Source organism: Endozoicomonas sp. ALC013, from assembly GCF_049310205.1.
In the GTDB taxonomy this organism is placed as follows: domain Bacteria; phylum Pseudomonadota; class Gammaproteobacteria; order Pseudomonadales; family Endozoicomonadaceae; genus Endozoicomonas.
In genome coordinates this window covers 1-25,292 of the sequence record NZ_JBLYNS010000011.1, presented here as the reverse complement: position 1 = coordinate 25,292, position 25,292 = coordinate 1, and the positions used below count along the sequence as shown (strand labels likewise).

The window sequence follows — 25,292 nt, the reverse complement described above, 5'->3', positions numbered from 1 at the left end:
TCCCGATGAAGTTTACCCTGACCGGCACAGGCAGCGTGAAAGGATGCCCGGTTTATGGTTGTGACTGCCCCGCCTGCATTAAAGCCATCATGGACCCTTTTCTCGCTCGCCGCCCGGCTTCCGCCATCCTGGAGTCCGACAATGAAATGATGCTTATTGATGCAGGGCTTACGGATATTGAAGATCGTTTTCCAGCAGGCTCCCTGAAACAGATTATTCTGACCCATTACCATATGGATCATATTGCCGGTTTATTCAGCCTGCGCTGGGGAAGTGGCCTGAAAATATCCGTGACCGGGCCAGACACCTCGGATGCCCCGGAAGAGCTGTTGAAACATTCCGGCATTCTGGATTTCAGTCAGACAGTGACGCCCTTCGCTCCCTTTACTGTCAATGGTGTCAGGATAACCCCTGTTCCCCTCAGTCACTCACGCCCAACCATGGGCTATGTTTTTCACCGTAATGGCAGGACACTGGTCTACCTGACGGATACCCTGGGACTGCCAGAGGAGACCCTCACCTTTTTTACCAGCAATCCGGTCAATGTCATGATTATTGACTGTAGTTACCCTCCGGACATGTCAGCGTCTCCCGGAGCTCACAACAGCCTGAATGATGTTATGGAGTTGCACCAGAGGATACAACCATCACGCACGATTCTTACCCATATTGGCCATGAGCTTGATAACTGGATGAATACCAATCCGTTACCAAAAAATATTGAAGCTGGCCATGATGGGTTGGTAATCACCCTTTAGGCAGGAGCATGTTTATGAAATATCCGGGTTAGGACTATGGGCAGACAAAACGCTGGCCATCAACTATGTTTAAGCATGCCTCAATATCGATGACTGTGAGTCTTGACCGCCTGTTGGGATCACGGTGATCTGGAGTTATCAACATGTCTGATTACACCGAGTTGATGGGTGAGCTGCTGGAGCTTGGCGTCAATGCAAACCCTGCATCGCCCTATACAGCCTGTATTCTTGATGCCTCTGGACAGATACTGATTACTGCCTGCAATGCCTGCCATATCAGCCCCCTTTATTCTGCGGAAGGGCTGGCGCTTCACCTGTTAGCCAGTGAGTTTGACTGCCAGCAGAAACAGCCCTTGATAATGATCACCACTGCTGAGCCCGATGACCTGAGCCTGATGGCGATCTACCGGGCTCACTGTCAGGGAACTCATATTGATGAGATCACCTACGGCGCTTCCCGCGCTGTGCTGAAAAAATTGTGGCCATCTGACCCAAGCCAGGGACTGGCTGAAAGCCTCAAGCACTTTCCGGATGAATTCTCCACTGGCTTGAACATTCATGGGCAGGTACTGGCAGACGAGTGTTTAGAAGCCTTTAAAGAAGGCAAGGACATGTTTGATCGAGGTGATGACCCAGTGCGTAGCATGGATATTGACCAGTACTGGATGGCCGGTGACTGGTTGATTGATGACTGGGAAGAGAATCTCGAATAGTGCAGAGAAGCGTTAATACCCACACATAATCACCCCGTCAATCATCCTGCCTTCAGTAGCGACTGCCTTCACCGCAGTCCCTGACATGACATATGGGTATTCAGACAATCCATAACAAAGATTTCAAATGAGTTGTGTCAGGTGGGGAACTTTATGTAAAAAGAGTGGTCAGAAAGCTAGAGTTCCATAATTCAATAATTCAATGGATATAGCTACTGTTTCCGAGCCAATATATACAGTTTCGTACCACGTCTCTTATTTTCAAGATACCGCTTTTTCTGAATCGGGCAGATTTTGTCAGGCCTTCTCCCGTGATGTTGCAGAAACAGCTACTGTTCCATGCGCTGTGTCCACTAATGAAACTCCTGAGAACTACCTTCAGCAGCCAACGGTGCATTTTCATAATCCACTTGAGGATCCCCGGTTTGAAAAAAGATCGATAGTCATCGTTTATAACCCTGAACATCACTTGCCAGTCAGAATGGGGCTGAAGAAGCATAATCATGCACCAAAATATATTCCCGCTAATGAACGTTTTTCGATCCAGTCTATTTTAGGTATTGGTTCATCAGGTGATTCAGCCCGGTCAAGAGATAAGGTCCCGGATGCAAGTTCCACCCTGACAGTGAAGCGCAACAGGAAATGTTGTAAAGATCCTGCTGAGGCAGAACGTCAAAAGGAGCGTAAAAGGGCGCGCCAGAGGGAGCGTTACCGGAATGATCCCGAGTTCGCGCAGCGCAAAAGAGAGCGTCAAAAAGAGTACTACAAGAATGACCCCAATTACGCACAACAACAGAGGGCGCGGAAAAGAAATCCTGCTTACCTGGCACTCGCAAGGGAACGCTACAGGGAGCGCTGCAAAGATCCCGCTTACGCAGAGAAACAAAGGGAGCGCTTCAGAAATTACCAGAGAGAACGCTACAAGAATAATCCCGATTATGCAGAGTATCGAAGGAAGATCCAAAGGGAGTATCAGAGGCAACGCAATCAGGCGCGCAAGAAGGAAACACTATCATAATGTTATCTTTTGAACATAGCGACAATGAATATGTATCAACACATTGAAAAGTGGTTCCACCTGACAAAAAAGATGACTCAAAGATGGAACTTTTAGCCATATAACATTGACAAAGAGAAAGACCAATAAAATACAGGGTCAATTTTTTATGAGCAACCCGATATCTGCTAACAAGACATTAAATAAAATAGCTAACCCTAACGATGATCAACTTCACCGAAGATATTCCACAACGGTACAGAATAAAGAAAAACACCTGAGATACACCCCTTATACCACCACACGTCAAATATTTACAAACGACCACTTCAACTCAAGACAACATCAAACCAACTTATCACAAAGACAGATGGAGATTAATTATCAACGTTTTAACCATTTAAGTGTTCCTTGTGGCTTACAAAACACTTCTAATGACAACCCAAGGATAAAAAGTAACATCTCTAAAACTATGCACCTCTATTTTTCTGAAGCTGGCATAATAAGGCAGCCACAGTTTTATGAAGAATCTGATAAATTGGCACATAACTCTATGTCAACTAATAGTAGAAATACTCAGTTTACCTATACAAAAACAGATCCTGATTCATCAGATACTTTTTTAAATTCATTCATGCAAAGTGGAGCTATGACGAATAATTTTACAGGTACTGAAAAAAATCCGGAGAGTCAGGTGGTTGCAAATTCAGGTGCCAGAGCAAAATACACTGAAAAGGAAAAGAGTCTTCTCCCCTATCCCTACACTCACTATAGCCCGAAAGTTGGTTACTCCCCGGTGGAAAGATATGCCTTCTGCAATCAGCATCAATTAAGTGAGCCAAAATCTGATCAAATAAATAAAAATTTGTGTAAAGTAAATTCTCTCTGGAAATTTATATTACATAATATTATTCATAATCGAGATAACTCCACTGCCTGGGTAAATATTAGACAAGGTATCTTTGAATTTAAAGATCTCGACAAATTTTCAGAGCAATGGACCACTCACAGACAAAGAACAACCCCCGTCGTCTTTGAAAATATTGCAAGATCAATCAGGAATTATTATACCGCAGGCATAATTACTAAATTTGATCAGTATGGCACCCACCTGCCAAGACTGCATTATCGCTTTAATCTATCGAATCCTGTTGTTGCTGATTATTTTAAAACCATAGGACTCATGCGTTGAGTAAAGTCAAACCAGGAGCCCCCACTCGTAGGCTTGCTCACGGCCTCACCGGGAATGGAACTGCCCTGACAAACCATGAATCCTTGACACTGACCACCAGTGACGGCAACACTGGAGTGCTTGAGTTATAACCCCACAAAGACGAATTTATGAAAATAACAACAATTATTATCAAAGTGAGTTAAAACCCTTTGTCAGTGATGGCTGCAGCCTGTTTCCGAATGGCACATTATCCCAGCCTGATCAATGGTTGCACTGCTGTGTTAGTCATGATTTTACTTACTGCCAGGGCGGCACCGAAGAAGGCCGATTACATTCAGACCAGACATTGCGACAGTGTCTCAGAGAAGCGGGCCATCCCCGGATTGGCGCTGTAATGTATGCCGGAGTTCGGTTTGGCGGCAGTCCATTATGGCCCACACCGTTCCGCTGGGGGATTTGGCTGGGAGTATCCACGTTTTTATCGCCCATTGTCTTCAGAGGAACTTGATCAGGTTGAAACCCTTTCCCTGCAGATGGAAATAATGGAAAAGGAGTAAACCGATGAAGTTGACCTGGCATTTATCTGTATCTGAACATTGTTGGCTGGGAGAAACACCCTCAGCGACCGATTGCTTTAAAAAGGTACCGGGTATTGACGGAATACAGCATTGATCTCGCCCAGCACCTCTTTTGATAATTTCAGCTGGCAGGCATCAATATTTTCCTTAAGCTGCGTCAGTGAACTGGCTCCGATAATCGTCGATGTTACACCCTCTGTTTGATATACCCAGGCCAGTGCCATCTGTGCCAGGGAGAACCCATGGCGCTTAGCTACCCCATGATAGCCTTCAATCGCCTTGTGAGTCATTGGGGTATTGCGGAAGAGACCATTTCTCTGCTGAAAAGACCAACGGGAACCCGACGGAATCTGTCCATTTCGGTACTTGCCAGACAGCACTCCACCGCCAAGTGGCGACCAGGGCAGATAAGCGACATCATTTAATACACAGGATTCCAATACATAGGGTGAGTCCTTGGCATGTATTAAGCTGAACTCGTTCTGGATAGATACCATCCTGGGCAAATCATACTTCTCACTCAGCCGCACATACTCACCAATGCCCCAGGGCGTATCATCTGAAAGGCCGCAATAACGAATCTTCCCCGCTTTAATACAATCATCCAGCCCTTGAAGAATATCCACCATTTCCGCTTCCTGCCGCGCTCGATCCACCTGGGTATGGGGAACCATCCCTGGCCAGTGTCTGGCAAAATGGGGAGAGACCCGGTTTGGCCAGTGCAGCTGGTAAAGATCAATACAGTCTGTATTCAGGCGTTTCAGAGAACCTTCCACCGCTTCTTTAATACGCTGACCACTGATTGGGCTGCCATTACGTATCCACGGTAGTCCCACACCGACAATTTTCGTGGCAATGACAACCTCATCACGCTTGCCCGGATTGGCCCGGATCCATTCACCAATGCAGCGCTCAGTTTCACCGCTGGTCTGCTCATCAGGGGGAACCGGATACATCTCGGCCGTATCGATAAAGTTAATTCCCTGGTCCAGCGCGAAGTCAATCTGCTCTAACGCCTCATTCAGAGAGTTCTGCTGTCCCCAGGTCATGGATCCCAGGCAGACCTCTGTCACCTGCAGTTCACTGCATCCCAGTTTAATTTTTTTCACTGACCGACTCCCCGGTATTTTTAAGGGTTAATGCATATTACAGTAATAGAAAAACACAATCAGGAGAATAATCAAATCAACACTGCTGACTGGTCCTGGTGAACAGCAAACTATTGCTCGGCAATGCGATAAAGCAGCTTAATAAAAGCGTCTGTACTTTTCTGGCTGGGGGACTCAATCCCGAATTTATTATGAAAATAGATGGACAGCTGACAATCCCTATTGCCCAGCATAACGGTATAGCCATCATCCATTGACTTTGCGGTAACACCTTCCAGGAAGTAGCCCCCGGCCACCTGTTCACCCTTGTCCAGAATGCGCGCAAATGCCAAAAGACACTTTTGAATATCGATATGTTGATCCACTGACTGACTCCTTCAGAAAAGCAAGGCTCCCCGCTTACGTAATTTTCAGGGAGGCATAGAGAAAACAGTGCAAGATAAACACCACAAGAGTGACAGTTGCTCTCATGGAAAGGTAAGACTTTACCCGACCATCGGCCAAAGGCTCCGTATGAACGCACTCAATAATCAGTGTTGCCAGATAACCGATGGCAAGTAACACCAGCATCTGATGATTCGCCAGCCCTGCCAGAAGCCCTCCGAATACCGAGAGTGCAATGGCATTACTGGCCAGTACTTTAAAAATGCTTCTGGATTGATTCTCACTGTAGACGGCCTGCCCCCATAAAGAACCGGCCATAAAGCTACTGATAATGATGGAATAAATAATGAACAGTTGCTCCCCTGTATTATCAAACAGAGACTGGTCCCTGATGGATAGAGACAGCGTAATAATAAAAGGCATTATCCCAAGCCAGGCAAGCCAGTACATGAGTCGTTGAAAGCGATCCACTCGGTTCTCCTTTGGTCTCACAGTGATGTCTAAACATTCAACCTCACAGGTATAGGGCTTATTCTGCCAGCGAGCAAGGATTCTCAGCCAGATGTGGCGAGCCACATCATAAAAAAAGGGAGCTTTCATACATATTTTCACTCAGCTTTTGCCAGTAAAGGTGAGCTACGCCCTATCTGTACGAATGGTCAGATCGAATGGATCATGCCATATCATTGCTCCGGGTTTATTAATGCTGAATGAATGTGTTAGCCTGAAATGGATACGAATCAGAATAATAGAGCCGATAAAATGATTAACCAAACGACCTTTAAGGTCGCAGCGGCCTGCCCGGTTAAAGAGAACTCTGCTCAGCGGATGCGTTGATCGTGAGTGGCAATGGCCCGTCAGGTTGACCTTTATCAGGGACTGATAAACGGGAGCCTCTGTCGTGTATATTCTGCGGTTGAATACTGCTGGCCAGCCTGTTGAGTGGCTTACCTGGCAGGAAACAGTATGCCTCTACTCAAGAGAGTTGGTTCGCTGGAGCCTGGGAGATATTATTTACCGGATCCATGGCGGCTATAACCGGTGGCATGGAGATCGAACGATTATCGAACTCCCCAGTATCGTTGCCTGTGGCGGTAAACGGCTTTTTCCCTGCCGAAACAATCCAACCCTTACCAATTTCTCACTGTTTGAAAGAGACAATCATCAATGCCTGTATTGTGGCCGTTTCTTCAAAACAAGGGAGCTTACCCGGGATCATATTGTGCCAAAATCCAAGGGAGGCGCTGATGACTGGATGAACGTTGTTGCTGCTTGCCGACGCTGTAATCAGTTTAAAGGAGACAAGCTGCTGGAAAACACCGAGATGTCACTGATTGCCCTGCCCTATCGACCCAATGCTGCCGAATATCTTGCCCTGGTCAACAGCCAGCGAATCCTGCCGGATCAGGCTGACTATCTCAGAACCCAGTTTTCCAAAAACTGTCGCTGGAAAAGCCGTAATCGCAATACATCATCCAGAATATTGCAACCCATTTAAATCGTCAGCTGAAGCCCCTGTCTATGTACAGGGCTCCGGTGTAAACTCCCCGCCCTGTTCATTTTTTTGTATTGGAATCAGCAATGCCCCTGAATCTCGACAACGATGGCTACCTGGCCAACCTTGACGAATGGAATACAGAAGCTGCCACAGAGCTGGCGGCGCTTGAGGGTATAGTGCTCACTGAAGCGCACTGGGAAGTGATTTACGCGCTGCGGGCGTTCTATCAACAATATGAACTGGCCCCAAACCAGCGACCTTTTGTTAAGCATATTGCCAATACCCTTGGCAAAGACAAAGGGAACAGCCTCTATCTAATGACGCTTTTTCCTGAAAGCCCGGCCAGAGTTGCTGCCCGAATTGCCGGACTGCCCCGTCCTACCAACTGCTTCTGACCGTCAAAGAAGCTACTCTGCCGGGAAATAGAAGGCATACTCACATCTGTAATATGGGCAGATGGAAACCAAACCACAACAAAGTCCTGCTGATTGATGACAGTGACACCAGCCACTGCTCAACAGGACACGGTCGGTTCTCAATGCCTTATTTTTCCGGGCTTACCTGCAGTTGATCAACATCCTCTTTGAGTCTGGTAAAGCCAACGGCTTCCACAGCCTCCAGATAACCAGAATCATTTTCGCTCTTGCCCTGAAGCAGGTTGGCGGCAATTCTTCCGTAGGTCATGGCTCCTTTGGCACCGACTCCGGACATTCCGGCGATCACCACGAAGTTGCTGTCCATGTCACCGGATGGCGCGACCAGCTGGGAAACAATGGGTACCTCAGTACTGGTCAGGCTATAGACACAGGAAACATCGTCAACCAGTTGCAGATCCTCATCGTTCACCGGCACCCCATGCATGCGTAAATACCGACCGGTGTTCTCAATGCTCCAGCGAATCTCCTCTTCGGACAACGCCTGGTGCCAGACATCGTCCAGACTGTTGATGTCGCTGCGCTGGAAATGGCCGCCAATCTTGATGACCGGATTTCCATCTGCACCAGAAGATTCAAACATGGAATAAAAACTCCCCTCCCGGGTGCCAGCGGAGCTGTTAATCACCGGATAGGCGCGTCTCAATTGACTGCGGGCGTGATCCTCAAGTTGATGATACTTCGCCGGACTGATCTGCAGGAACGCAAGAAATACCCGCTTTGGCGTGATCAGTTTATCCATGTAGGGTGCCAGCTCAGTTAGCAATGGGCCGGTGTGAGGACCCGAAGCGCTGACGATCTGGCTGGCTGTCAATTTCCTTTCAGAACCTTGCGAATCTTTGCTGGCAATAAGGTAGTGGTTACCCTGCTGTTGAATATCGCTAACGGAAGCATTGTAAACAATTGTGCCTCCTTTCAGTTTAATGGCCCTGTGCAGCAGTGAGATCAGTGCTTCAGGATTAAGGATGCCTGAGTGCTCATTGAATTCACGATGCAGAAAAACCCCCTCCGGCAGCTGAACACCAAACATCTCCATTCCCTCCTCCGGCGTTCGAGCTAATTTGTAGTCCACCTTTTGTCGTTCAGAGGAAGCAATAATGGCATCAGCCGCTTTCAGCGGCCTCATATAATTGACGGGTGTTGTCTGGTAGACAGCAGACATCGAGGTATCGTCGCCCTGATTACCGAGATAGGTGACCAGCGTTGCGGTTTCCTGAACCGAACGGTTGTGGAGGTAAGACCACAGATCGCTGCCCAGATTGTTACTTCTGGCAATGCGTGTCAGCCCTTTGCTGGAACCCTGACTGTATTCTCGATCCTGTTTTTCCAGCAGGATAACCTCTTTGCCGTCCCGGGCCAGCTGCCAGGCAGCGGCGCTACCCATCAGCCCACCGCCAATAACGACAACATCGTGGTGCTTTTCACCGGTAGTATCCCAAGCCTGGAGCTGACCACTGAAGAATACTAATATCGATGTAAGTACTAAAGAGAACGCAGTCATATTTCCTCCATGAAATGATATCAAGGTAGTTAAAAATATTTTTTTGTTTTTTGACAAATCGGCCAGCAAAAGGTTCCATAGACGGGCATTTATTTTGCTGTAGTCAGCACTCTGCCCCCCCTGATGGGTATTCAGCATTAATTCCCCGCCATTACCACTTTGCAGGCCACATAAAGCGGAGCGATAAACTGAGCGTACCGTACAAACTCCCAGAATGTCGGCTGCCAGCTTCTCAGTTCAACTTGCGGTGGAGTTGTGACGGTAATATCCAGGCTTTTGAGGGAGAAACTGCGTGATTCATATCGCCCCGGGCTGAACAACCCCCATAATGCATACCATTGGCAATCCGGAGCTGCAGGTTCTGATGCACAGGGCTGGTAGTAGAACGGCATATTTTTCAGATTCATGGTTACTTTGAACGTGTATCGGCTATCAGGAGCCAGATAATCTTCGAAGCTCAACGCATCAGGGGAGAATAACAGTCGCCCCGGATAATAGATGAGCCCGGGTAAATAAGTCCGGTAAATTGCTGCCCCGACTCCATAATCGAAACTGAGCTGGTAGCGTGTCGAAGCTCTGAGGGTATCACTGGCCCCGCTATCTGGCACGGGGTCCACCAGCAGCTGGATATGGTCATCAAAATAGGCGGTGGATTTCAGCCGCTCTCCCAGCCAGGTGGATTCGTAAAGCTGCACCCTGATCAGTGGTGATGTTTCGGCAGACATGGTTGATAACGACAGATCTTTGAAGGTGTAACTTGCTGTGTCTTCGACGATTAATCCACAAGGATAGCCCCTGGATTGATAGTCCCCGTTCAGATCAAATGCGCCCCCCCACACAATGGCTGACGACATATCGCCGCCAGGGAACCAGAGAGTATTGGGTGGACTGGATAGAATTCGCCGATCGGTGAGCACCTCAAAACTGACATTGTCAAAACCGTTCAGGCGACATTGCAGGGAGGCAGGCTGCCACAGATTATTATTGCGTGTGTGAATTTGGTAGGCATTCTTTGGGTCATTAATATTCAGCGTTGGTTTCAGCCGAACCGAAGGCGAGCGTAAATTGCTGACCGACAGCTGCCCTTCTTCACCACGTATCAGGTCATAACCATTGGCCGGGCAAAAAATGCTGACCGACAGCTGCTCTTTTTCACCAGGTAACAGGTCATAACCATTGGCCAGACGCGTGATAACCCCGGGTCGGCCAGGACTCAACTCAGGCGAGTCTTTTTTCACAAATTTCACGTTATAGACCAGTTTGCCCATGCCACAGGGACTGCGTCCCTCCTGGGCAACATCGGCGTAGCAACTTCGGGCAACGTCCCTGCAATTCCTGGTATCGGACTGACGTCGATTTTGTCCGGTGGGCGTTTGTTGATCACATACCCGGTAAGTCCCACAGATAGCCGAATCCTTAATCAGTCGGCAATCTTCCCACTTCCAGATAAGGTCAATCGGGTAGTCCAAAATGCCCCCATACTCCGGGGCCGGAAGGTCGCGCAACCATTGGACGGCCTGATCAGGGTCTGTTTTTTTCAATGCATGCCAGGCGGCTTCATCCAACGGATCCGGATAGCGAGTCCAGGAGGATTCGGCACTGCCACACTGCAGGTACTCATGTCGTACATTGCGGCTTTGATCCAATGGCAAAATCTTTCCGGGACAGGCAAGGCTTATCCGTGGTCCTGAATAGAAGGGGAACAGGTTCTTTTCAACACACCGGTTCTCAGGGCGGGGCGGAGTGACCCTGTCCATACCGGGTCGGCCGTTTCTTGCCGGTGAGCCACGGTTTGCAGTACGGGGGCGTTCATGGTCCCGATAAGCAGGACGACCACTTGTCAGCGTAGCCATCCACCCGGGTTCAGGTGGTGGCGGTATATAAGGGGGTGCAGAGGGTACATTAACCGACGGCCCCAACCCCATTGTTGCAGGAGTGACCGAGGATGGAGAATGAGGGGAGGCATTCACCGGTGCTATACATCTGTTCGCCAGGGCCAGAAAAATAAACGTCTGAGCAGGAGCAGATACGATCTTGCGCGTAATCTTGTGAAGAGCGCTGACAGTCCCATAAGCACAATCCAGCACTGGGCTTAGCCAATTTGCAGGGGAAGCAGGTACTTCTGATGAGTTGGCGGATGTTGCTATTTCTGGTTGAGAAATGGTGGGACTGGCAGTAGTAGTTAACATGGTCAATTCTTCATGACAGTATTACACGTGATCTCTAGAAGATGTGCCAATTATGATTTTCTGACACATCCAACATGGAATTCTGACCATAGGGAAAAGTTTTAGTTCACTGCCAAATGAGGAATGTTCTGAACCGTAAAATCATTACGAAAAATCTGAGAACATATTCTTCAGCCGGTCAGTAGTACGAATCTTTTTCTGTTTCTCAGAAGAAAAGTTCCAACTTTTTTCTGACAGATTGGTTTACAATGCTTGCGTCGTAATGAATCGCCTGCTGAGACTGGAACAGCTTCACGTTTACGCTAAAAAATAATTGACGAGGATTTAGAATTGGATATTAGATCTGACAACAACACGCCACCCACATTTAATGAACGACCCACTGAAGCACTACCCCCATATCAAAGAGCTGCAAGAGAAGGTTTTTTGAACGCCTTAGACTTTCTTCCCCGGGATATAGCCTGTGTAGAAGCGAAGGAAATTATTAAACACCTGCTTGATAAGTATCAGATTAGTATTAGTGAATTAGCTGGAGCTCATTCTGGCTCGCATTTATCTGAACGTAGTGTGAGTATCCCAACAAGATTATCTCCAATCAGACAACTGATGCAAGCAGATGAAAATACTGATTTGTTAAAAGGTTTAAACACACTGGTAAAGGGATTTAACGAAGAAGTATCTGAATTTGAGAAAATAATCGATAGTAAAAATCAAAAGGAAATTACTGCCAAGGCTCACGGCCTGACCAGAATTGCCACTCAGCTCAATAAAAGATTCTTTCACCATTATGATTACAGACCTAATTTCCCACAAGCCACACTGGATTTATTCAAGCTTGTTACGATGACCCCCTCTGATTTCAGCCGATGTTCCAAAGCGATCTATCGATTGTTCGAGAGTACTGGTCAGTGCAGCAAAACCGAGGGGCCTACTGATCATCAAAAAAAGGCACTCACTGAATTTTGTGACAAGCTACTCAAAGCAACAGCTCATGAGAACTATGCCCACCAGAGAGATATTGAATATGGACGTAAGTACTATGCCGACCAGATAGATATTAAATTTATAAAAGAGGAGCTGGAGAATGGGTATTATCCGGAATCTTCTTCCAATACGGTAGCTAACTTCTGCTCTACCGTTATTCTGTTTACCCGGGACGTAAAAGTTTTCCGAGATACTCTGGATGCATTATTCACATTGTATGAATTCACACCATCCGAAGCACCATTGAAGGAGATTCCAGAGGATCTTAATAAAACAATTAATGAATACGCCACAAAAGCAGATGGGTTTGATAGTTATCGTCAGTAATCGGCGTTCCAACTTTTTGCTGACATATTGGTCTATTTTGAGCACGTCGTAATGAATATCCTGCTGAGGCTGGAGCAGCTTCAGGTTGATGGCAAAGCATAATTAAGGAAATCCCAGAGGAACTTAATAGAGAAAAAGGAGAAAATTGAATCATTTCATGCACGATGAAAAAAACAATCATTCTTCTGAAAAGTCCGGAAACATATGCTTTAGCCGGTCAATAATTCCCAGGGTGTTCTTTTGCCCCCAAACATTTTCATCCAGAAATTTCTGCACATCTTTTAAAAACAGCCTCACCAATACGTGCAAGAATTTTCTGGGCTGACAAACCGTGCTGCTCACTCCCGGTTGAGCTGGCATCTGATGCATTTTCAACAGGAACAGCTGATGGAGCTGGGCCTAACATATTCCGCAGATATGCCACCTTTTCACTATCACTCCTGTCACTGTGTATCGTTTTGTGAAAGATGTTGTGAGTATCGGTTAAAATTTCAGCGCTTCTGTCAATGATATATTTTTCTCTTTCGATCTTCAGATAGGGAATATGAGCATATTCAGCTGGCTTAGTGTATCTTTCGATTATTAAAGGTTCCGGAATTTCAAAACATTTAAAGCTTATTGGCGTCCATTCTGGAACATCCTCAAAACATCCGCCATAAAAAAGACTCAACGCCTCAAACACGGTATCAATATGGATCTGATCTCTTTTACTTAATTCGTACAGACACTCATTAACCTTCCGGCTTTGCACAAAAAAACATTTCGCTATTCCTCCTGTGACGGCGGAATCCTTCCATCTCATCAGACCCAATGCATGGTCAATATCATCCCGGGAAAGTCCATATTCACGCATTTTCACCTTTACTGACGAACAGAAACGAGTAGAGTTGTAACTATCTTGACCATTCACTAAAAATACCGGGCAAATCGGGGCATTAGCCAACTCAAGCTCTACGTGTTGCCGGATCAAATCAGCAACGGCCAAATGCACAGGTAAGACCGAACTTGCATCCGGTTCTGCATCTATCCCTATTTGCAGCGTATCGTCCTGATTACTTTGGCACAGCCGATGTGCATCTAACTCAGCCGGGGGTATTTGCCTGACGCCCCTTGGCCCAAAACGAGCCTCTGGTGAAGAAGGTTTAGAAGCATCCGGTGAATGGCTTGCCAGGGAAAGGGCATTGAATTTAGCCGAAACCTCTAATTGAGCCGGGAATTCAGAGTTCATCCAGCCTGACCCTTATTATTGATTGTTTCAATACATCTTCAGACTCCCTGTATTCAATTAAGTTCTCCGACATTACAAAATGAAAATCATTCTCTAGAATCAGCTGAAAGAGAAATAGAAGGACTCTGTGAGTATTTCATGACGTGCTTGCAATCGGTACTGACCCAGTTGTTATACCTGTCCGGCGGCGGTTGCAATATATTGGATAATTCAAATAACTATTCACTCCAGCAGCAAAGGTAAAATTTATGGAACCAGCAGCTTTGCAACAGCAATTGGGCGGATCTTTAATTCGCGCATCAAATGCCGCATTTGGCATAAAGAGCCCGGACGGGCATGTATATACCGCAGATGACAAACAGGCGGCATTAGGACGGCATACTGTCAAAAAACTCAATATATCAACAGGCTATCTTGCAGGCATGGCCGCTAAAGGTGGTATTTCAGGTGCTTTGGGTGGTATTGCTGGCGTTACCTTTGTTGGTCTTACCAGAGCCACTGGAGAGTTCTCATGGAAACCTGTGGCCATAGCGGGAGCAGCGGGTGCAACACTGAACGTATTGAGAGCCATCGCCAATGCCAGGCCCATGACGCCACTGGAGCATGCCAGCCAGGAACTGGAGCAGGCCATGGAAGATGAAGCCTATCTGCTCAATCATCCGCTGGATCAGCCTGACCATGAATACAGCAGCGATGACTTTTTGGTTATCAAATATATGACGAATAGATACCAGGATTCCTGGAAGTCACTCTGGCTATTATGGGCAGGTATTCACACCCACGATCACCAGAGTAACTTTAATAAAAGCATGAATGAGTTCAGCGCTGTGTTAGAAGGTGAATATGGCGTGAAGAAGGAGGATATTAGCAACGTTATTGCCAGTATGGGGGATATCGACTCCCCGGAAGCTGCAACAGAACTTCCTGATTTCAAACGATTGATGAAGAAGTTTCCTGTCCCGGCAAAAGACCAGGAAGATCTTGCCAGGCGGATGTTTATCTTTAACCGCATCATTACGGAAGATCTGGACAAACGCCAGAGTCGCCCGGTCAGTGAACTCTACCAGGACCTGCTCAAGACCAGGTACAGCCACTACAGGGAGCGCCTTGGACAGGATAAGATCCGATTGCAGGAAGATGTTTGTATTTTGCGGGGAGTTGAAAGAAATCACTCGGCTCCGGTATCAGGTCCGTCTGCAACCGGAACTGCTGAAAGCTAGCACATGGTTTCAATGAGTCGGGTGTCGGCTCCTTATAGGAGCTGGCCTGCGAAAGGCTTGCTTTCTGGTTTCGCAACTTTCTCGGGATTGTGGGAACAAGTCCGGTCGTAAAAAAAGGCTCTTTGCCGGAGCAAGGAGCCTTTGGTTTAACTTTAAGCGTGTTGGTGTTGAACGTGCGCGCTTCCCAGGCGTCTTTGGCATCCTGCATCGCGATGCTGTTGTTCCACACCAGTTCACCAAAGTTCAGGGTTGTGGTGGCTGCCAGACCGTAGCGGTCAGAAAGTTCAAATTTTTCCTTAGTGACTGTATTTGTTGCAGTAACATAGTCACCGTTGACTTCATATTCACCACCAAAACTGATGCTAAAGAAGCCGTCATCACTCAGATAGTTAACTGCCGGACGAACCATGAAGCTGTTATGGCTGGAATCAATGTCAACAACACCCTGTAAATACTCGCTGCTGTTTTCGAGTACGCTTTCGGTATCACCGTAAACAGTAGAAACTTCGGCAGTCCAGTTGCCCATCTCGCCGATAATACGAGCTTGACCAGCATCACCACCACGACCACGGCCCTCTTTCGCCATATAGTAATAGATGCCGCTACCAATGCTGTCAGCGCCATCAGCATAAAACAGCGCAACGTCTTTACCCAGCGGGAACAGATTCATGGCTTCGTAACGGCCAATCTGGAATGCCCAGCTGTCTTTTCGGCCAAACATTACTTACAAAAAGTTGACCCAGCTCAACATCTTGCAAATGTTTCATAAGAAAATAGTCAAACAACAAGGACTGTTGATTTTTTAGTTGCTCTTATAGAATAGTTACATCGCTTTTCGGGTCTTTAGACATTGACAACACACCGAGAATATCAACAAGGCTCAATCCAACCCATTTAGTCTGCCAGGGCCAATAAAGCCATATCACGGCCAAGCCTACCTCCTTTCCGCCTATTACTTATTGATCATGGACGCCTAACCTCATAAAGTGCCTGCCCTTCTCATGACCAGCACGGAAATGTCATGAGTTATATCATCAGTCACCGGGGTCCTTAATGAAGCAAACCAATCACTTCGTCGCTGTAGAAGCCAACATTGCTGCGGGCAAGTCAACTCTTCTTCCCAAACTGGCAGCAGAGCTGGGCTGGGACGCCATTCAGGAGCCTGTGAATGACCCGGAATTTACACGACTGCTTCAGGAGTTCACAGACCACCCAAATGATGCGGTTAAGCGTATTCAGTTTCAGGAGTACATTACCAATCGCCGGGCCAGCATTGTTGAGCAGTTGCCCACTGACCGCAACTATCTGATTGAGCGCTCCCTTTACTCTGATTTGATTTTCACCCAGGCGAACTTTCTGGGGATGGTCAAACCAGATGAACGCTATATGCTGCATTATTGTGAAATCCAGCGCAGACTGAAGGATTATCCGGTGATCAGCGCGGTCATTTATCTCAGAACCGCTCCGAACATTGCCCATAGCCGTCTGATTGAGCGGGCAAGAAGTGCCGAGGATGGAACTCCACTGACGTACCTCTGCGATATCCATAACTATCATGAGGCCATCCTGCCACAGATCTGCCGCTCAATGGGGACACCATTAATCACTGTGAACTGGGATGATTTTGGCTGCGAAAAAAATCTGGCAAAACAACTGCTGGAAACGATTCAACCGGGCACGCTGAAGCCGGCAGTCTGTGATGCACAAAACCATAATCTGTGAGAGAAACATTCAGAACATGGGGAGGAACAGAGTGCGCGACTGTCATGATTAAAGGATCGAAAAGATTGACAATCGAAAAGCAGCCAGTATTGGTGAACGCTCTTGACTTAACAGAGCTACAAACATCAGAATCAGAGGATCTTACACCAGCAGCCTTAGTCTGAAGACTTTCAGTCTGACTTTTGTGTTGTGATCTTGCAGATTCAAGTTCTGTTTTCATGGTTGAGGGTATGTATTCCCAAACTCCGGGGTTTGCGTCGATTGCTGAAGCGATAAAGGCAGGGTCATCTCCAAGCCAACGACCACCAGACACGAAAGCATAAGGATTATGTCCGATTAAGCCCAGCAAATAATTGCGATCCTTCAATAGTTCTTCCTTGACATGAAACAAGACACCAATATCATCAGCAATTAAGGTTTCAATAATGCTTTTATCGCTTCGGATTCTTTCACTTGCATGACCCATAGCATCCGAACACTGTGCGACAGCGGCCCTTACAACATCAACATTATCCTGAAGATCCGGGCTTGCATATTCCAACTGTTTGCCTTGATGAGTGACTGCGGCCATGACGACATCTCTGTCATTCTTCAGTCCTCGGCTAACATATTGCAAGTCATTTGGGTGTTTTGCAATGGTTGGTAATACAAGGTCTTTATCATTTCGAACCCGTCGGCTGGCATACTGCAGCCCTTGCTCCAGCAGGACATTCCTGATCTTTTCTTTATGACCCGGAAGTGGCTGACCCGGTGGAACCTTAAACGCCAGGCGGTAACTCCAACAAGATGGTTCGATAATATAGTATTGATCTTTCAAGTCGTCATACACAAGATCAACCAATTGGGTAGCGTTTTTGCAATCTGACAATAATAAAAGATGATGTAAGAGTTTCCTGCGGGTGTCCTGATCGATCTTATCACTCGTAAACATTTTCTGAAGTTGGTCATCCGATTTAATCACCAACCATCTTAACTCTTGAACATGATCAATAAATTGTTGGTGGTATTTGCTTAATAACGAAGAGTAGCTGGAACTTTTGTATAAAGAATGATAGACCGATGAGAAAAGACAATGGTTGAAGGCGAATCTATTGGCTTCTTCTGAAAAATCATTGTTAAGGCGTTGTGCAAGAAAGTTAAAGTTCCACTGATCTCCTTCAACAATGGGTCTGTCTTTGAGGTGAAGATCCAGATCACTCATACCACATAACACAGACAGCAGTTTTTCAAAGGCCTCCTGCATGGTTGACCTTAATTTCATTCGGGGGCATTCGACGATAATTTCTCCTGCTACGGCATTGCAACTCAGCTTGATGCCATCAGCATCCTTATCCAGTTCAACCGCTTTCAGTAACTGCGCCAAAAACCACATGCGTTTCAACTTGCCAGGTTTATCACTGCCATCAGGTTTCTTAAAACTGTCAGAAACTTTCAGACGCAAGATGCGTCCTTTTCCCCCCTCTGCGTGTTCAAGTAGCTCGATAACGCACACATGACTTCCTAACACCAGATTAACAATCAAGGCATCATCCATACTGACGACAGTCCCTGATTTTCCTATATCATTGAGGAGCTGTTTGCAGGACGGATTTAATAGCGGTGTCTTTACAGCCGAGCCACCCGGAGTCGTGCAATCAACATAGGTGATGCACCGTTCATTAGAAAGCCTGCCCTGACCAGAATCCACAGTGACCGGTCCCAACGCCTCAACAAAGCGTTTATGGAGGGCAAAAATTAACTCATGGACACTCCGGACCTGCTCAGCCTCCGAAGGATTGAGTGCTTCAAGGCTGGATTGTAGCTGATGACAGGCTGACACCCACTGACGAAACCTTCCCACGGGTGGCCGAGATGTTTCAACGGCATGCAGTGGATGAATGATGGTGTTTACCGTTGAGGTGATGGTCTGTTTCAGCGTTTCGAACCGGGTGATCAGCAGCAGTGATTCTGCCTGCAATGACTTGACCCGGTCTGAACTGCTGTCACCCGCCAGCAGCAAGAATGCGCGGTAACCGTCCAACAGTGCTTCAGCTCCATGAATCAGCCGGTTTACACTGTCCCTGGTCTCTGCCACTAAATGTGCTCGTTGTGGCGACATACTCAGTTTGATCGGGTGTGCCAAACAATCCAGTCCACCGCCAGGGGCAAACAGTGACAGCAGGCGGGCATTTTGATCCGAGAGCCAGTGAAAACCGCTGGCGACCTGACAGAATGTGCCTTGTGGGAGGGACAAATCTTCCCATGACGGGATGTCTCTTGCTAACGGCACATCAGAAAAAGCAGAGGACAGACTCCCGTAACTGACCAGTTTTCTGCTGAGGTCACCGGTAACAACAAAGGCACCGGGCTTACCGTTAAAGCGGGCGCAGGCCAGCGTGGCCTGTTGGCCAACCTGAGCGACCACTGCCGGGTACTGGCCACCAGCCACCATTAAGGGTATTTTTTTCTGTCTCAGGAAGATCCCCACATGGTCATTCCGTCCTCCCGTGGCAACGGCAAAACCCCCTACCCGTTTCAGAAATTCAGGCTCAAGCATCCACTCTTCAGCGTGCTGGGCAACGACAATGGCTCCCTCTGGCATAGTGTCTGTGGCTTGTTTATTGGCCAACCAGAGTGATCCGGTGCAATAGCCTTCACTGACGTCCTCGCCACTGGCCAGGGTCTCTTTGGGTATGGGCATGGCAAACTCCATACCCCCGGGAAGCCGGGTAATAGGGCGCACCTGCAACAGGAACAGGCGACCCTGATGATCGATGGCAAACTCCACATCCACGGGGCAGAGCAACAGGTCTTCCAGCTTGGTCACCGCTTGCATGAGTTCTTCAATCTGGTCATCACTGAGTCGATACCCATCACCGTCTGATTGTGCATCAGTATCAATCGCTGTTTCCGAATAGCCGTTATTATCTGTGTTTTTGTCCAGGATGAAGTGACTTGAGATGGTCCCGCGAATGTATTGGGCGTTGTAAGCACCTTCTTTGCAATCCTTGCGCACAATGTCGATGCGGTGGGGCGTGTTACCGGACTGCCCTCCTACTATGCCTCTGGGCTGACCGGATGTGTACTCAACCCTGACGGTATTATCACCCTGAAGTGATTGAAAGCTCATGGCTACCCCACCATATTTGCAGTTAATGCACTTTTGGATAATCAGTGCCATGGGTTGTGGTATACCCCCGGAACATAATTCAGGCCGGTAACCTGAGGCCATGACTTTAAGGCAGGTGCGCAAAACATCATCTTCTCCCTGAACTTCAGAGAGGTATTTGCCCGCCTGGGCATCGCCGTAGTTATCTTCGTTGATGCCAGAACTGCGGACAATAACCGGCTGTGATCTGGATATTCGGTCACGCAGAGCCCTGATGTGTTTGGCCGCTTCAGAATCTTTAACCTGTTGGTAAAAGTCATTACTGGCGACAAATATTGCCAGACCTGCCAGCCAGTCATTCCTTTTGGTTTGCTCTGAAGGTGGCAAGGCATTGAGATATTTCCTGATGTTCATCAGACTGGTCTCTACCCAAGGTTCACTGGTAATGCCAGAGAGATAGGGAGCTAAAAGACGGGTATCCAGAGGGTGTTGCTCAAGAGCATTCATTACCTCAGCAGTAACACATTGGAACGGTGGGACAGACAATCCTATTTCCTGCATGCGTCGCAAAAACATTCCCTTTCCCCCAAGTTGTTCCCGGTTTGGCGGGGAATGGTTCGCCTGATGGAATGGTGATGACACATGTGAACTGCACAGACGCCTGGCTAATGGATTGTTGACGGCAGGATTGCCACGGGGATCATAATCGTTAATATGCCTTCTGGCTGGCCTGCTGCCCCCGTCGGATAAATTGAGGGACCTGGTATCAATATTTGAATTCGTTGCCGGGTTTTGATAACCCAAATAATGAGCTTTAACATGAAACATTTAGAATCCCTCTAACATAAATATCCATGAAATTATGACCAGTGTTTTAGTTTTTGAATGATGATATAGCCAGGAATCTGTATATGACCCTAAATTGGACAAAGATATTGTTATAAAGTTCACAGTAAAAAATTAAGTCCATACCCTATAAAAGGGCATAAAAAACAGACGCTTACCAAGCCCGTCGTAAAGCATCGCGAAATCGGGCGGAGATATAAGACAGGAAGGCCGGGCAACGCAGGCATGGAACGTTCCGCAATGTGGAGTTTTATGCGATAACCAAGCCCGGGCGGCCCCACCTGTTCACTGAGCAATGAAACAGAAACGTTCCCGGAGCGATCTAAGAGCCTTCGCCCGGGCGGGGAGTGTCAGGTGACAGTGTCTATCAGTTAGAGGTCATGGAGTGGATTCTCAGGCCAGGGTGAGCTGAACAAGTCATTCAACAATTGTTCATCGACCTGGTCAACGGTGTTAAATTTCCACTGGGGATTTTTATCCTTGTCAACCAGCCGGGAGCGGACACCTTCGCAGAAATCGCCCTTAAGTACCGTATTGACAGACAGATCCAACTCACTCTGAAGCGCCTCTTTAAGGGACATGTGCCGGGCTCGCTGTAACTGTCGATAGCCAATGGCTGCCGACAGTGGCGAACCATGAAGTGCGGTTTTTCTGGCGGCCAGCAGCCAGTCATCGTCGGTCTCAAGGCTATCAATGGCGGACATCACATTGGCCAGTGATGGTTGATCCATCAGCCCGGCAATTAAATCCCTGTGCTCACGCACCTTTGAATAGGGTAGCCACCCGGCACTTTTTTCCCGGTATTTCTGCAGGACTGAATAAACGACAGTGTGGGCGTCTAAGGCGTTCCAGTCTGCTTGCTGCAAAGACTCCAGAACATTGTCACAAAATGCATGATCAATAAAACGGTTAGCCAGGCCAACATAGATCGCATCAGCCGCATTAAGCCGACAGCCAGTCAGGGCCATAAACAGGCCCAGCCTGGCAGGCAGATGGCTCAGGATCCAGCTGCCGGCAACGTCCGGATAGAGGCCAATACTGATTTCCGGCATGGCCAGCATGGAGGTATCCGTCACTATTCTGAAATCAGCCCCAGCCATCAGGCCAATACCGCCGCCCATCACAATGCCATTACCCCAGCAGATAACCGGCTTGGGATAGGTGTGAATCATGTAATCAACACGGTATTCTGTGGCAAAAAAATGACCGGGCACCTCAGGCTTGCCATCAATAACCGCCTGCCTCAGCGCCCGCACATCACCACCAGCACAAAAGGCCTTTTCACCGCTGCCCTGCATAAACACGGCCACAACATCATCATTGTCACGCCAGTCAGAAAATTGCTGAAGCAACAGGTCAATCATGGATTGATTCAATGCGTTCAATGCTTTTTCAGCATTCAGCGTGATCAGGCCAATCTTTTTATTATCCCGGGCATTCAGTTCGGAAAACAGAACATCAGCGGCCATATTCGTACCTCTCCATATCCGTTGGCAAAAGCATAGGTAACTGAGTCTTGATTATCAATGAAAATACCAAAACAGGGTATTGAAGATCGGGGCAGCGATAACTGCCCCGGATATAAAAGCTATTTACTGACCGGCAGATCCTTCAGACAGTCAATGGTGTTGCATTCGATTCTGTCAGTCTCTTTTTGGTACGCCTTCTTGTGGGGCTCACCAAACGAGCGAATAACAAGCTTACCCCTGTTTTGCACCAGTCTGGCCAGGGCAGACTGCATATCCGAGGGCTTGAGTTTGCGAATTTCATCCGCAATTTTCACTCGATTGTCAAAATCCAGCTCGCCACTGGCAATTCCCTGCCAGAAACGACCATTACGTTCATCCATATTGTCGTCTTTCTTCAGCAGGTCACCGATCAACCCCTGGCGATACTGTTCCAGCTCCTGGTCTGTCAGTCCTGCCAGCACCGCTTTCTGATCGTTCAAAAACTGATCTACACGACCTTCCAGGCCAATAGGGTCCAGCTTGGGCGATTGCACCACAAAAATAACACCGGGGTGTTTCTCAAAGGGACGAGGCCCGGCAAACACCACGTACCCCAGCTGCTGTTCCGTCCGCAGGCTGTTAAAAAACGGATTTGCCAGCAGACGACCAAGCAATGCGTATTGAGCGCGCTCCCGGTTATCCGTTTTGGGAATCTGGTAATAACTGATCAACATCGAGTCATCATGCTCAATAGCCATATTCAGAACACGGTTGGTGTCGCCCAGAAGGTGGAAGGGCAGATCAAAACGGTCCCGACGGTTATGGTCATTCAGTAATGCCGACTCAACCATTGACGACAGTGTTAGTGCTTCCTGCTGACTGTGGTTACCATAAACCAGCATTTCTATATGAATCTGCCGGTAGAAGTCATGGGCATAATTAATCAATTGCTCATAAGTGACCTTTTCAGCAGCATTCAACAGAACATCATCCTCAGGATAAGATGGATAGGTTGCCTGGCTAAGCGCATCCATGCCCAGTCGGTAAGGGGCATGGAACTTCTTGTTTTTCAGACCTCTGACCAGCACTGCCTGTTCCTGTTCAAACGCGCTCTTCTCAGGCTTAAAGGTTGTGACTGCCTTGAGAATGTCTTCCAGCAGTACGGCCTGTTTGTCCTGATATCCGGCAAGGCTGATTAACAGCCCTCGTCGTCCGGCCGTGATGCTGTAATTGAGACCCGCCTCCCTGGCCGGATAGCCATATTCATTGAGGCTTCTTGACAGCAGCGACTTGTATATCTGGATCAATACATTATCGTCAGGTGTCGCTGAAGCAGCCGGTGTAGAGATCATCACCCGTACATTGCCACGGGGCATATTGAAACTGGTATCGGTCAGGCTCCATACCCGTAATCCCGGCTGTTCAAGAATAACCGATGGTTCAGTGACCTGGCCGCTGTCATGCAGTTCAAGGGTACTGGCGATAAACGGGTTCGGTTCAGGAATAGTCAATGACTGTCGGGCAATGGGCGTCTTCAGCCGTGTGACCAGCTCATCGGCAAGGGGCTGAATGCTGTATTGCGTCTCAAAATACGGCTCAACCTGATCCGTGGACAGGTTCTGGGCAATGACCACCTGACGTAGATTTTCCGGGGTCATTCTGGCCAGATAACCCGAGATCAGCTCAGGGTCGTAGGAGTCATAAAGGTAATTTGCTTCCAGCAGATGCTCCGGTGGCAGATAGTGCATTCTGGCCGCCAGCCCTGAGGCAGTCTGCTGCGGGTTACGGTCTTCCTGATAGCGAAAGGCCAGTTCCGCAATTTGTTTGCTCTCCTCATAGAGCCATGGCTCAAGACCTTTCCTGCGAATCAGATCAAGATAGTCAAATACCATGGCCGTAATCTCATCCACCCGGGCCAGCCCTTCAGGCGTCAACTCCATGCGAACGGTAAACTCACTGTACTCATTGGGCAGGTCACTGCTGTAGGCTGCCAGTGAATCAATCAGGCCACGTTCTTTCAACAAACTGTGTAAACTGCCTTTGCCTTCGTAGCCAATGATTCGGGCAAGATAGCCCAGTGGCTTGATATGGTAAAAAGGCTGTGCACTGGGCATGGGAAAACCCAGTGACAGAACCCGGGTATCTTTTAATGGCACAATATTGATACGGGCCTGCAATTCATTCCGGGTATACGGCTGTTTACCAATAATCAAATCGGGTTTTGCGCCCGGGGGAACCATCGAAAAAGAGGTATTCACCCACTGCTCAAGCCTGTCCAGTGGCTCTTTGCCATAAACAACCACACCCATATTGGCAGCAACATAGTACCTGTCATGAAAATCCTTTAACGACTGCCAGAGCTGCCCGTCACGATCATGCAGCGTCTCAAGGCTGCCGATATTAAACCGGCTCTTCGGGTGCTCCGGGTTTGACGTGGCATTGAGCGCCATAAAGAGACGCCAGCCATCCTCTCTGGCGTGCAGGCGATACTCTGCATCGACCGCATTTTTTTCCCGCTCTACATAGTTCGGATCCAGCCTGGGCGCGATAAAAAACTGGGCAAGGCGATCCAGCGCTGGCTGCAGCTGGTCGCTGTTAATATCAAAGTAGTAATTGGTTCGTACATCCGTCGTATAGGCATTACTGCTGCCACCATTGGCACGGATAAATTCAGAGTAACTGTCTACGTCCGGGTACTTTTCCGTCCCCATAAACAGCATGTGTTCGAGGAAGTGGGCAAGCCCAAGACGGTCGTCGGGGTCCTGGTAACTACCAACATTCACATCCACCGCAGCTGCCGACTTGTCGGTATCCGGGTCTGAGATCAGCAGCACCTTGAGACCATTATCCAAAGTGATATAGCGATAATGCCGGTCATCAGCAGGGCTTTTTATTACGTCTCCCGGGGTCACAAGGGCTTCTCTCTCCGTCGTCATTGAACAACCTGCTATTGAAACCATGGTTAGTACTCCTGCAACCATTGACACCAGTTTTTTTAACATATCAGCTTTCACTGTCCGGAACATCATACAATCTTTTGATCTATCCTGTTTTATTCGGCTTGCTGGCAAATCACCAGCCACCTGCGTTTTCC

18 protein-coding genes are annotated in these 25,292 nt (G+C 47.9%); 8 read left to right on the top strand and 10 right to left on the bottom strand.

Annotation, left to right across the window (positions count from 1 at the left end):
- The first annotated feature begins 5 nt into the window (after nucleotides 1–5).
- The 4 genes from phnP to ACO6V1_RS04105 all read left to right on the top strand — a co-directional run bounded on the left by phnP (nucleotide 6) and on the right by ACO6V1_RS04105 (nucleotide 3,660).
- Entirely contained in the window at nucleotides 6–758 is a 753-nt protein-coding gene (gene phnP / locus ACO6V1_RS04120; RefSeq protein WP_422445057.1) for a phosphonate metabolism protein PhnP, read from the top strand.
- 143 nt (nucleotides 759–901) lie between these two features.
- The gene (locus ACO6V1_RS04115) at nucleotides 902–1,471 is read left to right on the top strand and encodes a hypothetical protein (protein ID WP_422445059.1); all 570 of its coding nucleotides are present in this window, start codon (nucleotides 902–904) and stop codon (nucleotides 1,469–1,471) included.
- A gap of 346 nt (nucleotides 1,472–1,817) precedes the next feature.
- Nucleotides 1,818–2,489 carry a hypothetical protein gene (locus tag ACO6V1_RS04110; protein ID WP_422465912.1) on the top strand — a complete coding sequence of 224 codons (672 nt, stop codon included), beginning with the start codon at nucleotides 1,818–1,820 and terminating at the stop codon, nucleotides 2,487–2,489.
- 148 nt (nucleotides 2,490–2,637) lie between these two features.
- A complete protein-coding gene (locus tag ACO6V1_RS04105; RefSeq protein ID WP_422465910.1) occupies nucleotides 2,638–3,660 on the top strand; it encodes an ETS domain-containing protein in 1,023 nt (340 codons plus the stop codon).
- A 616-nt stretch (nucleotides 3,661–4,276) separates the two neighbouring features.
- Here the strand turns inward: ACO6V1_RS04105 and ACO6V1_RS04100 are convergent.
- The 3 genes from ACO6V1_RS04100 to ACO6V1_RS04090 all read right to left on the bottom strand — a co-directional run bounded on the left by ACO6V1_RS04100 (nucleotide 4,277) and on the right by ACO6V1_RS04090 (nucleotide 6,184).
- Nucleotides 4,277–5,329 (bottom strand): aldo/keto reductase, encoded by a 1,053-nt coding sequence (locus ACO6V1_RS04100; RefSeq protein WP_422445065.1) that lies wholly within the window; start codon nucleotides 5,327–5,329, stop codon nucleotides 4,277–4,279.
- Nucleotides 5,330–5,439: 110 nt separating this feature from the next.
- Complete coding sequence (locus tag ACO6V1_RS04095) at nucleotides 5,440–5,694, bottom strand: DUF3081 family protein (protein ID WP_163372621.1); 255 nt, start codon at nucleotides 5,692–5,694, stop codon at nucleotides 5,440–5,442.
- A gap of 34 nt (nucleotides 5,695–5,728) precedes the next feature.
- Entirely contained in the window at nucleotides 5,729–6,184 is a 456-nt protein-coding gene (locus ACO6V1_RS04090) for a DUF3429 family protein (protein ID WP_422445067.1), read from the bottom strand.
- A 430-nt stretch (nucleotides 6,185–6,614) separates the two neighbouring features.
- Between ACO6V1_RS04090 and ACO6V1_RS04085 the strand changes: the two genes are divergently transcribed.
- Nucleotides 6,615–7,211, top strand: coding sequence for an HNH endonuclease (locus ACO6V1_RS04085; RefSeq protein WP_422445069.1), 597 nt, complete (start codon nucleotides 6,615–6,617; stop codon nucleotides 7,209–7,211).
- Nucleotides 7,212–7,294: 83 nt separating this feature from the next.
- Nucleotides 7,295–7,606 (top strand): TusE/DsrC/DsvC family sulfur relay protein, encoded by a 312-nt coding sequence (locus tag ACO6V1_RS04080; RefSeq protein WP_101745945.1) that lies wholly within the window; start codon nucleotides 7,295–7,297, stop codon nucleotides 7,604–7,606.
- 148 nt (nucleotides 7,607–7,754) lie between these two features.
- Here ACO6V1_RS04080 and ACO6V1_RS04075 read toward each other — a convergent pair whose 3' ends face one another.
- Nucleotides 7,755–9,146: an NAD(P)/FAD-dependent oxidoreductase gene (locus ACO6V1_RS04075; RefSeq protein ID WP_422465908.1), complete on the bottom strand. Its 1,392-nt coding sequence runs from the start codon at nucleotides 9,144–9,146 to the stop codon at nucleotides 7,755–7,757.
- A gap of 137 nt (nucleotides 9,147–9,283) precedes the next feature.
- A complete protein-coding gene (locus ACO6V1_RS04070; protein ID WP_422465906.1) occupies nucleotides 9,284–11,335 on the bottom strand; it encodes a hypothetical protein in 2,052 nt (683 codons plus the stop codon).
- Nucleotides 11,336–11,665: 330 nt separating this feature from the next.
- Here ACO6V1_RS04070 and ACO6V1_RS04065 point away from each other — a divergent pair, with 330 nt between their 5' ends.
- On the top strand, nucleotides 11,666–12,646 hold the full coding sequence (locus tag ACO6V1_RS04065) for a hypothetical protein (RefSeq protein WP_422445075.1): 981 nt from the start codon (nucleotides 11,666–11,668) through the stop codon (nucleotides 12,644–12,646).
- A 256-nt stretch (nucleotides 12,647–12,902) separates the two neighbouring features.
- On the opposite strand, the gene ACO6V1_RS04060 is transcribed toward ACO6V1_RS04065, so the two are convergent.
- Both ACO6V1_RS04060 and ACO6V1_RS04055 read right to left on the bottom strand, forming a co-directional pair.
- Entirely contained in the window at nucleotides 12,903–13,874 is a 972-nt protein-coding gene (locus tag ACO6V1_RS04060; RefSeq protein ID WP_422459036.1) for a hypothetical protein, read from the bottom strand.
- 1,074 nt (nucleotides 13,875–14,948) lie between these two features.
- Complete coding sequence (locus ACO6V1_RS04055) at nucleotides 14,949–15,815, bottom strand: carbohydrate porin (RefSeq protein ID WP_422465904.1); 867 nt, start codon at nucleotides 15,813–15,815, stop codon at nucleotides 14,949–14,951.
- Between the two features lie 332 nt (nucleotides 15,816–16,147).
- On the opposite strand from ACO6V1_RS04055, the gene ACO6V1_RS04050 reads away from it, so the two are divergent.
- A complete protein-coding gene (locus tag ACO6V1_RS04050; RefSeq protein WP_422465902.1) occupies nucleotides 16,148–16,816 on the top strand; it encodes a deoxynucleoside kinase in 669 nt (222 codons plus the stop codon).
- On the opposite strand, the gene ACO6V1_RS04045 is transcribed toward ACO6V1_RS04050, so the two are convergent.
- From ACO6V1_RS04045 to ACO6V1_RS04035, 3 genes are all read right to left on the bottom strand, one after another.
- Complete coding sequence (locus ACO6V1_RS04045) at nucleotides 16,698–20,732, bottom strand: PEP/pyruvate-binding domain-containing protein (protein ID WP_422465900.1); 4,035 nt, start codon at nucleotides 20,730–20,732, stop codon at nucleotides 16,698–16,700. The two genes, ACO6V1_RS04050 and ACO6V1_RS04045, sit on opposite strands and share 119 nt — an antisense overlap.
- A 389-nt stretch (nucleotides 20,733–21,121) precedes the next feature.
- Complete coding sequence (locus ACO6V1_RS04040; protein ID WP_422465898.1) at nucleotides 21,122–22,219, bottom strand: enoyl-CoA hydratase/isomerase family protein; 1,098 nt, start codon at nucleotides 22,217–22,219, stop codon at nucleotides 21,122–21,124.
- A gap of 119 nt (nucleotides 22,220–22,338) precedes the next feature.
- Entirely contained in the window at nucleotides 22,339–25,158 is a 2,820-nt protein-coding gene (locus ACO6V1_RS04035) for an insulinase family protein (protein ID WP_422465896.1), read from the bottom strand.
- Between the last annotated feature and the right edge of the window lie 134 nt (nucleotides 25,159–25,292).

Excerpts from the sequence above, each read along its gene's own strand:
- phnP (WP_422445057.1), top strand. The coding sequence starts at position 6 with ATGAAGTTTACCCTGACCGGCACAGGCAGCGTGAAAGGATGCCCGGTT.
- ACO6V1_RS04115 (WP_422445059.1), top strand. The coding sequence starts at position 902 with ATGTCTGATTACACCGAGTTGATGGGTGAGCTGCTGGAGCTTGGCGTC.
- ACO6V1_RS04105 (WP_422465910.1), top strand. The coding sequence starts at position 2,638 with ATGAGCAACCCGATATCTGCTAACAAGACATTAAATAAAATAGCTAAC.
- ACO6V1_RS04080 (WP_101745945.1), top strand. The coding sequence starts at position 7,295 with ATGCCCCTGAATCTCGACAACGATGGCTACCTGGCCAACCTTGACGAA.
- ACO6V1_RS04075 (WP_422465908.1), bottom strand. The coding sequence starts at position 9,146 with ATGACTGCGTTCTCTTTAGTACTTACATCGATATTAGTATTCTTCAGT.
- ACO6V1_RS04070 (WP_422465906.1), bottom strand. The coding sequence starts at position 11,335 with ATGTTAACTACTACTGCCAGTCCCACCATTTCTCAACCAGAAATAGCA.
- ACO6V1_RS04060 (WP_422459036.1), bottom strand. The coding sequence starts at position 13,874 with ATGAACTCTGAATTCCCGGCTCAATTAGAGGTTTCGGCTAAATTCAAT.
- ACO6V1_RS04055 (WP_422465904.1), bottom strand. The coding sequence starts at position 15,815 with ATGTTTGGCCGAAAAGACAGCTGGGCATTCCAGATTGGCCGTTACGAA.
- ACO6V1_RS04050 (WP_422465902.1), top strand. The coding sequence starts at position 16,148 with ATGAAGCAAACCAATCACTTCGTCGCTGTAGAAGCCAACATTGCTGCG.
- ACO6V1_RS04045 (WP_422465900.1), bottom strand. The coding sequence starts at position 20,732 with ATGTTTCATGTTAAAGCTCATTATTTGGGTTATCAAAACCCGGCAACG.
- ACO6V1_RS04040 (WP_422465898.1), bottom strand. The coding sequence starts at position 22,219 with ATGGCCGCTGATGTTCTGTTTTCCGAACTGAATGCCCGGGATAATAAA.
- ACO6V1_RS04035 (WP_422465896.1), bottom strand. The coding sequence starts at position 25,158 with ATGGTTTCAATAGCAGGTTGTTCAATGACGACGGAGAGAGAAGCCCTT.